The sequence below is a fragment of the Paenibacillus sp. FSL W8-0919 genome, from assembly GCF_038003785.1.
GTDB classification, from domain to species: domain Bacteria; phylum Bacillota; class Bacilli; order Paenibacillales; family Paenibacillaceae; genus Paenibacillus_AQ; species Paenibacillus_AQ lactis.
Genome location: NZ_JBBOPV010000001.1, coordinates 480,360 through 493,170 on the forward strand (window position 1 = coordinate 480,360; position 12,811 = coordinate 493,170).

The window sequence follows — 12,811 nt, forward strand, 5'->3', positions numbered from 1 at the left end:
AAAACTCCGTTTAAAGAGAATGCCGAAAAGATCTACCCCATTAATTAAAGATGAAGCCATATTGCAGTTCTTACGGTGACCATAGGTTGATATTCAGCAACTAACCAAGTACACCTGACACTATACATACCCTAGCAGCATGCATCTGAATCATTAATATATTGTATCATATTCTTCTGTTTGTTTCATCTTTCCCAAAAAAATGTTTTTTTGCCCATATTTTATGTACAGCTCCCTCATGCGTAAATTTGGTTAAGATACATACAACCATCCCTATTTCTTGTACATGAAGGAGGTCTGGAAGGACATGATGAAGCCTAAGCCGATCATGCGCGCTCCCGTCATTGCCAGCTCGCCGTTTCCAGCTGCCGAACCGGAGGAGCTCGGGCTTGCCCGCGATCCGCTGGACAAGGTGGACAGCCTAATCCGGAATCAGTATCCGAAAATGCGGAGCTTCCTGTTCGTTCATGCCGGCAAACTGTTGTATGAGCGATACTACGGCGGGCATACGGCCCAGTCATTGAACGATCTCAGGTCCGCAACCAAGAGCTTCACATCAATCCTGATTGGCATTGCCGTTTCCCGATCCGAGCTCCCGGATCTGGATACACCGGTAACGGATGTGCTCAGCAGGTATATCCCAAGTCGGGCGCATCCCCTCCTCGGTAAAGTGACGCTTCGTCATCTGCTGACGATGACCTCCGGCTTCGCCTGGCAGACGGGCAAAAAGCTCGGGGAGCCGCTCATTCACCGCTTTCATCGCAGCCGCAGCTGGACCTCCTTCGCGCTTTCGCTCCCGATCATGGAGGAGCACATGGGCGTGTTTCAATACCGCAGCACGGACTCGCATCTGCTCTCCGTTGCCCTGACCGAGGCCTGCGGCAAAGATGCGTATGCCTATGGCAGAGCGAATCTGTTCGAGCCGCTTGGCATCGATCACGCAGCCTGGACCCCGAGCCCGGAAAGCCACAGCATGGGGCACATCGGCTTGTACCTGACTTCTAGGGACATGGCCAAATTCGGGCTATGCTGCCTGAACGGCGGACGATGGGAAGGTCATGAGCTGATCCCGGAAGGCTGGCTGAGCGAGGCTCTGACTTCTCAGGCTGAGGGATACCCCGCCTTCGGCGATTATGGATATCAGTGGTGGACGGGCACCCTAAGCGGAACTCCCTTCGCGCTGGCCCACGGCCATGGCGGTCAGCAGATCTATTTGCTCCCCAAGCTCGACGCTGTGGTCGTTTTTACGGCTGACAGCAAGGTAAGCCGTTGGCGAAATCCAAGAATTCTTCTGGAACGGCACCTTATCGGGCTCTTGCAGTCCAAATTCAACTCGTTATCCTGAAATCTCGAATGATACGGATAGTCCTCCCCGGTTCTGGTTACTTTATGCGATATGAATCATTACTAAATTTCAAGCTGAGAGGAGCATGCAACATGGCCGGCAAGGACAAAGATCTGCCACCGATTTCAAGGGATGAAGTTGAAGTAGACGGCACCTATACCAACGAATGGGGCCGGGAGGAATATTTAAAGCGCGGAGAGACCTTTCCTTTCGATCCGCAAAAAGGCTCTACGGAATGGAAGCTGTCCGAATACGATTTCGAGAACCATCACCAGGGACGAACCGATGAACGTCTCGTTCCGAAAGAGAAAGGGCCGGACAAGCAGGTCAATATCGATTCCCCGTTCCGCCACGTAGAAATCGACTGACACGGTTTATTTTAAATGAAACAAAACGATGCGGCCGATTCAGCGGCGAACAAACGAAACTGCGATGCGATATACTTCAATGAACAGACATCCGGATCCGCGGTAACTGTTCTTCCGTGAGCAGAAGCACATTCGTACTGCTCTCATGCAAAGGGTGAATAAGAATATGACAACATCCAGATGGCTTAGGCTTCTCATCCCACTGGCTGTCATCTGCGGAATATGGCTCGCCGTCGATATCAGAGGGCTTGAATATGCCTATATTCCGCCCAAAAGCAAGCTCGAAAATACTCAAGCTCTTCAAGTTCTTCTTCAGCGTAACGCAATACGCCAGTATGATATCTGGGGCAAGACGCTGACCGTTCCGGGAACCGCTCTGCAGGATCCCGATCCCCGTCTCAAGCCTGGTAACGGAGCCGTCGAGATCACAGAGGATTTACTTGCGCTCGGCAGGCGCACGCTTTACAAGGAGTCGTTCGGCAATGAAGTGTTCTTAACGGATATCGTGGGCATCATTGACGGCCCGATGAAGCTGAAAGGCATTCTCAAGGCCGTCGCCGACTTGAAAGGAAAGGGAACGGACAATCTTCAGGTTGAACTGGATGAAGACATTACGGTCGGGGGAAAAACGTTCCGCAAAGGAGATAAAATTGCCACCGGCTTCGATGTACCCAAAGGAGCCCATGCCCCGATCGGAGTCACCTTCCGGTACGTCGAGGGCAGGACCAAGCTCGGCGTCAGCTGCATGGCATGCCATGCTACGGTCAACCGGGATACCGGTAAAATTGTGGAGGGTGCTCCGAATTCCGATCTGAACCTGGGACTGCTGCTCGCGCTGGCTCCTAACAGCTCAGCCTATTTCACGCATACCGATGTAGCCAAGCTTGTGGATTATGTGAAAGACCAGAACCGGACGGTAATCAACTCCAAAGGAAAGGCAGAACCTTTGCCCGACCCGGATATGCTCGAGAAGGCCGTTGACGATAATCTGGTCAAATGGGTGCCGGGAAGCTTCGATACAACGGTGGATATGATCAGCAACGTTACCCAGATTCCCGACATGTTCACTAAAGGCGGCCACCCGTTCAGCTGGAGCGGCTTTGCCATGGCCGGCGGGTTCAGCGGGTTAAGCACCTTCGGCAACAACGTCCACGCCCAGAATACGGATACGCTCAGCCAGACCGAGGTGAGCGAGGTTCTACTCGGTATCGATAAGGAACTTTACGTCGGTACCATCTTGCAAAATGCCCCAAGCCGGAAGTTCCGCTATGACCCCAACAGCGGGCTTACACCGACCGAATTTTTCAACAAGCAGGACCCGAATCCCGGAACGCCCGGCGTTAATGAGGTCATTAAAATGCCGAACTTCCCGAAGGTATCGCCGATTGCTCCGAATGGTCTATATATCAGCTCGCCCGGCTACAGGGCAGGTGAACAGGTCACTGCCATGTCCGCTTACCAGAATACGATCCGGCCTCCGGAGACAACTAAGAAAGGTGCAGACGCCAAGACGATAAGCCTCGGGGCTGAAGTATTCAAAAAAGCACAGTGCATTACGTGCCATGCAGGCGATTATTTTACGAACAATCGCATCCTGCCGGTTAATGAGGTCGGTACCGAGCCGTCCAGAGCGAAGGCCTTTCAACGGACGAAAAAGGACTTCGGAGAAGCGCTGTTCTACGCGCCGGACACGCCTGTACCCATCCCCCCTGACGCCAAGGTGGTCAAAGTGCCGATGGAGCACATCGATCCGAAGCAGATTGCGCTTGGATTTGGGCATAACGGAAGAGGCGGCTATAAGGTGAAAGGACTGATGGGTCTGCGGTGGTCAGCACCGTATCTCCATGACGGCGGTGTGGCCGTCGGCCCCGAGCTGTCGCAGGCAGGGCTTTCCGAAACCCTTATGAAGGGAATCGAGCCGGACCCTTACAACAGCTTGAAGGCGATGATCGACCGGCGGCTTAGACAGCAGGTCATCGATGCCAACCGGAAGGATTCCCGGCTCAGGGACACCCATGTCACGGGGCAAGGCCATGAATTTTGGGTGGATGACGGCACAGGCTTTACGAAGGAGCAGCAGGATGCGCTGGTGCACTATTTGCTCAGCCTGAAAATGAAATAGGATCGGGGACAATAAGCATCATACTTTGTCCAAACCGTTCATAAGGTAAGGTATACAGCTTGACCTGCCGAAATGAACGGTGCTCAAGACAAGGAGTTGATGACATTGTCCCCTTTCAAATCGTCCACAGGACTTCCCGAGAATCTGGCTGCAACGCTCTGCTACCTGTTCCCCATGGTCGGAGGAATTCTGTTTCTGGCGTTAGAGAAAAGAAGCCGCTACGTAATCTTCCATGCGCTGCAGTCCTTAATGACCTTTGCGGTTCTGGCGATTGCACATCTGCTGTCAGGCGCAGTTCCGATTATCGGGCTGCTCGCTTCGGCTCTGCTGGCGCTGGTCGGCGTGGTGCTGTGGCTCGTGCTGATGGCCAACGCCATTCAGGGAAAATGGTACAAGCTTCCCTGGATTGGAGCCATCGCCGAAAAGCAGATGCAGCGGATTTGAGCAATCCCCGCTCTATGAAAACGGCCGCAAGCCCTGTGAACAGGGCTTGCGGCCGTTTTGCGTCATCATTTATATAAGGAAGAATTCCATGGATATCTACTAAACCGGCGCAGCCAGCCTTAGCTTAGGAGCTGCATCCTTTATGCGGCGTGCCCTTCGGCTGCATCGCCCTGCTTCATAGCAGGCTTCGTATATTTCAACCCGTTAAAGATCAGATTGAGCACGATCGCCGTCACGCTGCCGACGACGATGCCATTATCGGCAAGAATGCGGAAGTTTTCCGGCAGGCTCTCGAACAGCCCCGGCACCGTTGTTACCCCAAGCCCCATGCCGACAGAGCAGGCGATAATGAACAGATTCTCATGACGGTTCAAATCCACCTGGTCGCCCAGCATGCGAATGCCAGAGGAGACGACCATCCCGAACAAGGCAACCATAGCTCCGCCGAGAACGGATGTCGGTACAAGCTGGGTCAATGCCGCAATCTTCGGCACGAAACCGATCAGCACGAGCAGGCCGCCCGCAACGACAATGACGTCGCGCGTCTTCACGCGGCTCATTTGAATCAGGCCGACGTTCTGGGAATACGTCGTGTACGGGAACGAGTTAAAAATACCGCCGACCACAATCGCAAGACCTTCCGCGCGATAGCCCCGGGCCAGGTCCTTGGATTTGATATCGCGGTCCACAATTTTACCGAGAGCCATAAATACGCCCGTGGATTCCGCCACGCTGACAATCGCAACCAGAATCATCGTCAGAACCGGCATCAGCTTAAATTCCGGAGTACCGAAATAGAACGGCTGCGGTGCACGGAACCAGCCCGCTTCACGCAGCGGGGTCAGATCAAGCCCTCCGAACAGCGCTGCGGCGATCGTTCCGAGGATCAGGCCGAGCAGAACGGAAATCGAACGCAAGAAGCCTTTGGCAAAGCGATTCATAAGAATAATGAAAGCAAGGACGCCAAAGCCGAGCGAGATATTCAAGGCACTGCCGAAATCCTCGCTGCCTTGACCGCCGCCCAGATCATTAAGAGCTACCGGAATCAGCGTCAGGCCGATAATCGTAACGACAGAGCCCGTTACGACCGGCGGGAACACCTTGATCAGCTTGCCGAACAGGCCCGAGAAGAGAATGACGAACAAGCCGGAGGCGATGATCGCTCCATATATAGCGGACAAGCCATGCTGCTGGCCGATGATGATCATGGGACCAACGGCTTGAAACGCGCATCCGAGCATAACCGGAAGCCCGATGCCGAAATACTTATTGCCAAATACCTGAAGCAATGTCGCCACACCGCATGCAAGCAAATCGATCGCAATGAGGTAGGTCAGCTGCTCCGTCGTCAACCCAAGCGCGTTCCCCACGATCAGAGGTACAATAATGGCTCCCGCGTACATGGCAAGCACATGCTGCAAACCAAGTGAAAAGGTCTTGCCCGGATTCCGGCGTTTATCAAAGATCGGCTCCAGCACCGCTTGTTTCTGTTCTTCCATGGCTCTTGAATTCCTCCTAATTGATTGTTGTATGGCTTGTTACCTATGCAAAAGTTACTGTTCCGTCTTCAAGCGATGCAATGCGTACGAGCGATTCCACCCGGTAGCCTGCTTCCGCGAGCAGCCGTCCGCCCGGCTGGAACGCTTTTTCGATCACGATTCCGATGCCGACAACCTCGGCGCCGGCCTGCTCAACGATTCGGGCCAGGCCGAATGCAGCCTCGCCGTTGGCCAGAAAGTCATCGACGATCAGGACGCGGTCGCCCGGCTTGATGAATTTCTTTGAAACGGTAATTTCATTCGTCTCTTGCTTGGTGAAGGAATAGACTTTCTCCACGAAGATATCCTCACGGAGCGTCAGCGACTTCTGCTTCCGTGCAAAGATCATCGGCACGTCCATCTCGAGGGCGGTCATGATGCCCGGCGCGATGCCCGAGGATTCAATGGTCAATACACGGGTGACGTTCTCATCCTTGAACCGCCGCGTAAATTCCTTGCCTACCTCTTTCATGAGTACCGGATCCATCTGGTGGTTCAGGAACGAATCCACTTTCAGCACCTGTCCGCTAAGTACGATGCCTTCCTCTTTCACTTTGTTCTGCAGTAATTGCATGATGCTCCCCCTTCAATTTTGTACACATTCCAAGCACGAAAAGCCCATCTCCTTCTTTCGCCGTTATCGCCGGGAAAAGAAACAAATGGGCATAAGCAGCAATAATACGCCGAAAGCTGCAAGATGGGCCGTGGCCCTCATAGCTTGTCCGTCGCTGCCGCTGTATCCCGTAGTCCAATCATTTCCGGTGATCGGGTAGAAACATGCAGGCCAATCCCTGCACATATACGAGAACACGTATGTTCAGCATTTTGCAACAATTCAATTCCAGCCGCTCCCAAGTACAATGTCATAGGCGACCAAACCGTTTCGCTCTAATAATTGCTGATTGAAAGTCGATTTCGATTTGTGCAAAATCTGCATGGTAAGAAAAAATCAATCTCATGCTTACGTGTAATGTGATAATTCCGAATGAATGAAGTATAACGCAATTAGTATGAAAAAATAAAGTGAAAATTTACGGAAATCTATTCAACGAAGAGCTAAGCGGCCAAATCTTGAGCATTTGAGCACCAAAAGGCCACCGTTAACCGGTGGCCCACGTTGTATTATGGCTGAAACGCGACATGAATTTGCACGATTTCGGAGCGGGAGCCGAGCCGGATCGGCGGTCCCCAAAATCCATAGCCCGAGGAAACGATGGAGTGCATTTGTCCTTTTTTCAAATAACCCCAATCATTTTCAAACAACGCCCCGGTAATCAGGTGAGCCGGGAATACCTGCCCGCGGTGGGTATGGCCCGATACGACCAGGTCCACGCCCTGCTCCTTGGCCTCATCCAGCGCATTCGGCTGATGATCCAGAAGAAGAATGGGCCGCGTCTTGTCGGCCTCCTTCAGGATCTCGGATAATGGGGCACGCTCCGTATCCTGCTTGTCCCGTCGCCCGGCAATCATCAAGTCCTCGACGGCTGCCGCCTCATCATACAGCACGGTCATCCCGCTGCGCTCCAGTGCTTCAATCAGCTCTTTAATGTCACCTTCGAAGCGGTCATGGTTGCCAAGCGAAGCATATACCCCGTATGTAGAACGGATGCCTGACAAGATTCCGTCAATGCCTTGGCCAAGATAAGCATCCAGATCGTCGTCGATCATGTCACCCGGGAACAGCACCAGATCCGGCTTTAACGCATTAATTTCCTCAACCATCCGCTTCGCATGGCCTTTTCCCGACAGCAGTCCGAAATGCATATCGGAGGCCATGACGATATTAAGCTCATCCATCGCTCCGGCATCCTTGGCAATATTCACGCTGTATGCCCGTATCGTCGGGCTATAGGCATTAAACGTACCAAGCCCGATCAACAGCAGTAAGAGAACCAACACGAGCAGACCTGCCCTCTTCCCCGCGCCGTCCCGGCGGAGCTTCGTTCGGCGCAGCACCCACATCGTTAAATGCAACAACGGGAGAACGAGGATCAGCACGTAAAAGACCGCCATCCAATAGGCACCGATTACGTTCAGCACCGTAAGATTGCCGAGGAAACGCCCTGATATAAAAGAGGTCGATACGACCGTCAGGACGATAATGTACAGTGTCTTGAACAGGGCGGATTTCCCGGGCCCCATCCAGCTCCATACACTTCGCCCGATATAATAGACGAGCAAGCCGTAAATGATCAACGCTATGATTCCTATGAAAATATACATCGCCATCTCCTTTTCATACACTCATTATATCAAGGCTAATGAGCAAATCCCAGCACTCGCCGGTAAGGAAGACAGCATCCGTAATGATAAATTCATACTTGAGATCGTATGCTATATTGGTGCTTGTTCATAATTATAGGCTACAACCCCGTATGCTTTCGCGGAATGAGCTCATTCAAGATCGATTTCAGGTTGCGATCCTCGGTATAACGCTCCTGACCCATATCCAATTCATTGACCCGGATGTAGGAGTACGTTGCATCCGGAGTCACCGGCTTGAACAGCAGCTCATCGCGCTCATCCGGAACGACGTTGTATTCCATATCGTGAAACATATCCAGAAGCTGCTGTCCGGTGGGCTGCTTCCCCTTATCAACAAAGATCAGGCCCCTTAATTTCTTGGGTCCTTCCTTGTGCCCGACTGTAAAATGAACGATGCATTCCATGCAAGCCACTCCTCTCGCTTCGTTGTCTGAATATCCTGCCCCTTACTCATGATATCCTGCATCGCGGGGGTATAGTCCCTTATGCAAATAAACGCCAGGATAGTTCCCGGCGTTCGTTAAAGTTTGATTGTATTTTATCATAAAATTACGGATCGGGCTGTGATTCATGTCATTGCCGATTCATACAATGCCATTGCGCTGGTGTGCGCAAGCCTAGTATAGATGTACTAGCGATTTCAGGCGCAGCATCTAATACGGGCAGATCGTGCATGTCACGATCAGCTATCTGTCCCTTTGGATGCGTGCTCAGATGACGGCTCCTGCTCTGCCTCCGCGTTAACGCCGGATTCAGCTTCCGCTTCCAAGCCGGTCGCCGCTTCTTCAAACGCTCCCGTCTCGGGTAAAGCTACCCTTAAGGCATCAGGATCAATCGCACGTTCATCCTCTTCCCCGTACGGGTCGGCATAGCCTTCCGGCGTGACGTACTCGCTTTGAATGAGCCCGAAATTCCGGCCGTACCGCGACTCCAGCGTGTCTCCCATATCCTGCTCAAGCTGGAACAGCACCATCTCTTGGGTGAAATGATGCAGCAGCAGCTCAGCCATCACAGGGTGTTCCGTAATTACGGCACCGGTCTCGAATTCACCGCCGCGCATCCCGAGCATGCACCACTCGCGGTCCACGACGAAGGAGAATTTGCGGCCGCCCCGCTTTCGTTCCTCGAGGCCCCTCCAGCCCGGCCAAGCAAGCGTCCGCGACAAGCTCTGCTCAGGGCCGTCGCATGCCCACAGCACCTTCACGCCTCTAGCCTCCGCTTCGGCCAGCGGCTCGCGAAGCAGCGCTGCCTCCTCCCGCCAGACATCGACCACAATCTCGCGCTCTGCCCGTCCCAGCTCCCGAACGAGAGCATCAAGCACGGCTTGATCCCCTTCCATGCTGAGGAACGGGGCAGCCGTACCGCTGCTGCGCGGCAGGCTTTTCTCCACATAGGCAAGGGAAGCCTCCACGCGTCCCGAGATCATGCGCGTCAATTCCTCCGGCTTCAGCGACCGGTATCGGACGGGTTCTCCGTTCATGCGCTCGAGCGCTCCCTGCCGCTCCAGCCGCTGCATGGCCGCATACACATTGGACCTGGAGGCCCCGAGGCGCTTCGCCACCTCGTAGCCTCCGGCGGGTCCATGCTCGGCAAGGTCCACCATAATTTTCGATTCGATCTCGGTAAATCCTAAATTGCGCAGATGATGCAGCAATTGTTCCATAATTTCTAGTCCCCCCAAAGATGCTCGAACGCTTGCTCTATCATACACACGATTGTTGTTGAACTTGCGCTTAAGGCCATGGTCGTCCGATTCCCTTACAATTCAATTAGATTTGCTCCGCTCCGCAGCGCGGGCACCATTTCGAGCCCTTCGGCAGGTCGACGCTGCAAATTTGGCATTTTACCGTATCCCGCACCGTCTCTTCTCCGGACACGTAATCCTGGTTCTGATTGTTTTCCTGCCAGAAACGAATGCGCCGGTCCAGCTCCAGCTGTCTTTCCCGTTCACGCTCGAGCTCTTCCCAGTGGCGGCGCTCCTTCTCCTGCTCCTCCTGCTCAAGACGAAGCTGCTCAGGATCCACCTCCGGCTCAAGAAGCTCCTCATCGACAGGGCTAAACGGCTCCGGACCTTGGCGATACGTGAATGGCTCATGGTCTCGCTCATCGGCAGCTGCCGCATAAGCATCGGCCTCATCTTCATCCTCGAAATCGAATCTAACCTTGTTCAGCTCAGGCTCCTTCACCGCTTTTTCAATCGGTTCTTCCTCTTTCGGAGCGATGCTGGCCAGCTTGCGGCCGCAATTCGGACAGAAATTGGCATCGAGCGCCACCACGCGTCCGCATTGGCAGACCCGCTCATTTTTCAGCACCGCAATCCGGTTGCGGATCTCTTCAATCTTCTCCTGAAGACCGTCGCAGGTCTTGGCCAGCTCTACCATTTCCTGCTCGGCAACGGACATATCCTGCATGCGGTAGCCTTCGTAGAATACTTTCCCCATTTGAAGGTAGTACGAATTTTTCTGCTGCTCGATCTCCGCAATTTGGCTGTTCAGTTTATTGACTTCTACCACGTGCTGAGCTTTTTCCGTTGCCCGGTTCGCACCGTCCTTAAGCCTCTGTAATATATTCATCCCTATTTCCTCCTCTTCCTTATACCCGCATCATAACGCGCTTCCTAAAGCAGCGCATAGTTAACATCATGAATGAATTAAACGCTCACCCCTAACCGGTCCTCCGGTTCCCGCATGCCGTCGATCGGGCCATGCCAGGAAGGCGGACATCTCATCTATCCAGTATACGGCGGTGACGGTGATTCTATCATACCAAATTCCTTGCTTCTTGTGAAAATCGCCGTCTTCCTGTCATTTCAAGTGATTCAACCCGATTCCGGTTGTGTAAAGAATAGAAAAAAGCCAGCACCTGCCTCAAGCCAGCGTTCAATCTGGCATCGAAAGCTTACCGGCCGTGCGGTAAGCCGGCTGCCATTACTGGAGGGATAAAGCATGACAACCGATAAAAAAACCTATTATGTCTCCGTCAACCATAACCTGATCCGGGATGTCCCGGGAGATTCCAATGAATTCATCGTCATGCTCAGCAAGGACGAATTAACCCGGCTGAAGGACTTGATGAATGATTTCAGCAGCACCGACCGCTATGCGTTCCAACGGACCTTTGTACCGTATAAATCGGCTGATCACGATGAAGCCATCGAGCAATTCGATGAGCGGACAATCGACCTGTACGCATTCCTCCATGAGCATGGGGATGAACGTACGCGCCGCATGATCGAGGATATGAACATTATCCGCAAAATGGATGACACCGGCTATGACGATCCGGGCTACGAGAATGCCCCGCTTAATAAATAAACGAAATGACAAGCCATAAAGCAGCACCCATGTGAAAAAAATTCCTGGTAGGCGGCTCTTCTTACACAATTTCAGCGGCCGAAGGGCATGACAAGCCTCTCGCTGCTTGCATTAGGCGGGAATCCTGCATGAGACCGGAAGCTTGCATCAGGCGGAAATCCTGCATCATGCGTGGAGTTTGTGCACCTGGCGTGAAGCCTGAATCAGGCGTGAGGCTTGCATGCCGGGAACCGCTCGCAGGATTGATCCAAAGAAACCCCGAAGCACAGCTCCGGGGTTTCTTTGCGATTGCTTAGCATTCCCGACGTCCAATAAGCCTGAAAGCTCGTTCAACGGTTTAGCCTTGTCCGGTCATGGCAATGAAGGGATTGCGTATTCCCCCGGCTCCGACCATTTCACACGACAGCTACAGCTTCAGGTTAGCTTCGTCGAAATACTCCTCCAGCGTCAGGCCACTCTTGGCAATGTCCGGCGCCAGATCCTTCCCGACATAGCGGATATGCCAAGGCTCGTACACGTATCCCGTAATATCCTCCGCCCCTTCCGGGTACCGGATGATGAATCCGAATTCCGGCGCGCGTCTGGCCAGCCACTCGCCTTCCTCCGTATGGCCGAACGCTTCCTCCAGCGCATTGCCTGCGCTTGGACTCGACACGTCAATCGTCAGGCCGGTCTGGTGCTCGCTCGTGCCGGGCACTGCGCTGACACGGTTCGCCTCCGCTTCTCCCTTGGTGCGGACATTATTTTCATATATCACCTTCTGGCGGTCATATGAACGGTAACCCGAAACCGCGCGAAGCTCCATTCCGTCCGCCTCGGCCGCTGCAAACAATTCCTCAAGCGCCTTGGCTGCCTCTTGTCTCAACATCCGCTTCTCATGGGGACCGTCGAAGGAAAACGGAACGTTCGGCTCCACAAGATCATTCGGCTCGTAGCCGTCCGGGAGACTGCGCTGCTTGTTCACCACTACGGTGACGGCATCCGGATTGGTCACCACCTGCTTGCCGTTCTCCTCCTGCACGGTTGCCTGGAGCGCATTCTCGCTCCGCTTGGCCATTACGGGATCCGCCGGCTCGTTCCCGGCCTCCGCGCTTGCGCCCTCCCCGGTTCCTTCCGGAAGCGTCGTGCCTTCCTGGCCCTCGGCCGGCGATTGAAGCTCCTGTCCCTGCTCTTTGCCTGAACCCGCGTCATTCGATTGGCATCCGGCCAAAATGCTCCCCGCTACCAGCAGAGATGACAGCATCAGGCTTGTCCAGCGTATCCTTTTTCCATAAAATGCATTCATCGCTGCCTCGTCCTTTCCCATCTTCATTGTCCTCATTGTACCTTATCCAAGCGTTACAGGACAAACGCTGTCATGTCGAAGAATGACGCGCTGTGCCGTCATTTCTCCGAATTTGCGGTGCCGAGGCCGC

Annotated in this window: 11 protein-coding genes, 1 pseudogene and 1 riboswitch; of the genes and pseudogenes, 5 read left to right on the forward strand and 7 right to left on the reverse strand. The window is 53.6% G+C overall.

All coding sequences use genetic code 11. From position 1 onward, the window contains the following. The first annotated feature begins 307 nt into the window (after nucleotides 1-307). From NST44_RS02020 to NST44_RS02035, 4 genes are all read left to right on the forward strand, one after another. The gene (locus NST44_RS02020; RefSeq protein ID WP_007130416.1) at nucleotides 308-1,345 is read left to right on the forward strand and encodes a serine hydrolase domain-containing protein; all 1,038 of its coding nucleotides are present in this window, start codon (nucleotides 308-310) and stop codon (nucleotides 1,343-1,345) included. A gap of 92 nt (nucleotides 1,346-1,437) precedes the next feature. Beyond that, the gene (locus NST44_RS02025) at nucleotides 1,438-1,713 is read left to right on the forward strand and encodes a hypothetical protein (RefSeq protein ID WP_007130417.1); all 276 of its coding nucleotides are present in this window, start codon (nucleotides 1,438-1,440) and stop codon (nucleotides 1,711-1,713) included. A 166-nt stretch (nucleotides 1,714-1,879) separates the two neighbouring features. Continuing rightward, complete coding sequence (locus NST44_RS02030; RefSeq protein WP_007130418.1) at nucleotides 1,880-3,835, forward strand: hypothetical protein; 1,956 nt, start codon at nucleotides 1,880-1,882, stop codon at nucleotides 3,833-3,835. Between the two features lie 105 nt (nucleotides 3,836-3,940). Further along, nucleotides 3,941-4,279, forward strand: coding sequence for a DUF4870 domain-containing protein (locus NST44_RS02035; RefSeq protein ID WP_007130419.1), 339 nt, complete (start codon nucleotides 3,941-3,943; stop codon nucleotides 4,277-4,279). 140 nt (nucleotides 4,280-4,419) lie between these two features. Here NST44_RS02035 and NST44_RS02040 read toward each other — a convergent pair whose 3' ends face one another. The 6 genes and pseudogenes from NST44_RS02040 to NST44_RS02065 form a co-directional block, all read right to left on the reverse strand. Then, nucleotides 4,420-5,778, reverse strand: coding sequence for a nucleobase:cation symporter-2 family protein (locus NST44_RS02040; RefSeq protein WP_007130420.1), 1,359 nt, complete (start codon nucleotides 5,776-5,778; stop codon nucleotides 4,420-4,422). A gap of 43 nt (nucleotides 5,779-5,821) precedes the next feature. Beyond that, on the reverse strand, nucleotides 5,822-6,391 hold the full coding sequence (locus tag NST44_RS02045) for a xanthine phosphoribosyltransferase (RefSeq protein ID WP_007130421.1): 570 nt from the start codon (nucleotides 6,389-6,391) through the stop codon (nucleotides 5,822-5,824). 150 nt (nucleotides 6,392-6,541) lie between these two features. Further along, nucleotides 6,542-6,642: riboswitch (purine riboswitch) on the reverse strand. A gap of 297 nt (nucleotides 6,643-6,939) precedes the next feature. Continuing rightward, nucleotides 6,940-8,040, reverse strand: a complete 1,101-nt coding sequence (locus NST44_RS02050; protein WP_340897567.1) for a metallophosphoesterase — start codon at nucleotides 8,038-8,040, stop codon at nucleotides 6,940-6,942. 140 nt (nucleotides 8,041-8,180) lie between these two features. Then, nucleotides 8,181-8,486, reverse strand: a complete 306-nt coding sequence (locus NST44_RS02055; protein ID WP_007130423.1) for a hypothetical protein — start codon at nucleotides 8,484-8,486, stop codon at nucleotides 8,181-8,183. A 476-nt stretch (nucleotides 8,487-8,962) separates the two neighbouring features. Next, nucleotides 8,963-9,745 (reverse strand): annotated as a pseudogene (locus NST44_RS02060) (TrmB family transcriptional regulator); the annotation flags it as partial. Nucleotides 9,746-9,851: 106 nt separating this feature from the next. After that, nucleotides 9,852-10,655, reverse strand: a complete 804-nt coding sequence (locus NST44_RS02065) for a zinc ribbon domain-containing protein (RefSeq protein ID WP_007130425.1) — start codon at nucleotides 10,653-10,655, stop codon at nucleotides 9,852-9,854. A 372-nt stretch (nucleotides 10,656-11,027) separates the two neighbouring features. Between NST44_RS02065 and NST44_RS02070 the strand changes: the two genes are divergently transcribed. Continuing rightward, entirely contained in the window at nucleotides 11,028-11,396 is a 369-nt protein-coding gene (locus tag NST44_RS02070; RefSeq protein ID WP_007130426.1) for a hypothetical protein, read from the forward strand. A 406-nt stretch (nucleotides 11,397-11,802) separates the two neighbouring features. Here NST44_RS02070 and NST44_RS02075 read toward each other — a convergent pair whose 3' ends face one another. Then, complete coding sequence (locus NST44_RS02075; protein WP_340897568.1) at nucleotides 11,803-12,702, reverse strand: M15 family metallopeptidase; 900 nt, start codon at nucleotides 12,700-12,702, stop codon at nucleotides 11,803-11,805. Nucleotides 12,703-12,811: the final 109 nt, after the last annotated feature.

Excerpts from the sequence above, each read along its gene's own strand:
- NST44_RS02020 (WP_007130416.1), top strand. The coding sequence starts at position 308 with ATGATGAAGCCTAAGCCGATCATGCGCGCTCCCGTCATTGCCAGCTCG.
- NST44_RS02025 (WP_007130417.1), top strand. The coding sequence starts at position 1,438 with ATGGCCGGCAAGGACAAAGATCTGCCACCGATTTCAAGGGATGAAGTT.
- NST44_RS02030 (WP_007130418.1), top strand. The coding sequence starts at position 1,880 with ATGACAACATCCAGATGGCTTAGGCTTCTCATCCCACTGGCTGTCATC.
- NST44_RS02040 (WP_007130420.1), bottom strand. The coding sequence starts at position 5,778 with ATGGAAGAACAGAAACAAGCGGTGCTGGAGCCGATCTTTGATAAACGC.
- NST44_RS02045 (WP_007130421.1), bottom strand. The coding sequence starts at position 6,391 with ATGCAATTACTGCAGAACAAAGTGAAAGAGGAAGGCATCGTACTTAGC.
- NST44_RS02050 (WP_340897567.1), bottom strand. The coding sequence starts at position 8,040 with ATGTATATTTTCATAGGAATCATAGCGTTGATCATTTACGGCTTGCTC.
- NST44_RS02055 (WP_007130423.1), bottom strand. The coding sequence starts at position 8,486 with ATGGAATGCATCGTTCATTTTACAGTCGGGCACAAGGAAGGACCCAAG.
- NST44_RS02065 (WP_007130425.1), bottom strand. The coding sequence starts at position 10,655 with ATGAATATATTACAGAGGCTTAAGGACGGTGCGAACCGGGCAACGGAA.
- NST44_RS02070 (WP_007130426.1), top strand. The coding sequence starts at position 11,028 with ATGACAACCGATAAAAAAACCTATTATGTCTCCGTCAACCATAACCTG.
- NST44_RS02075 (WP_340897568.1), bottom strand. The coding sequence starts at position 12,702 with ATGGGAAAGGACGAGGCAGCGATGAATGCATTTTATGGAAAAAGGATA.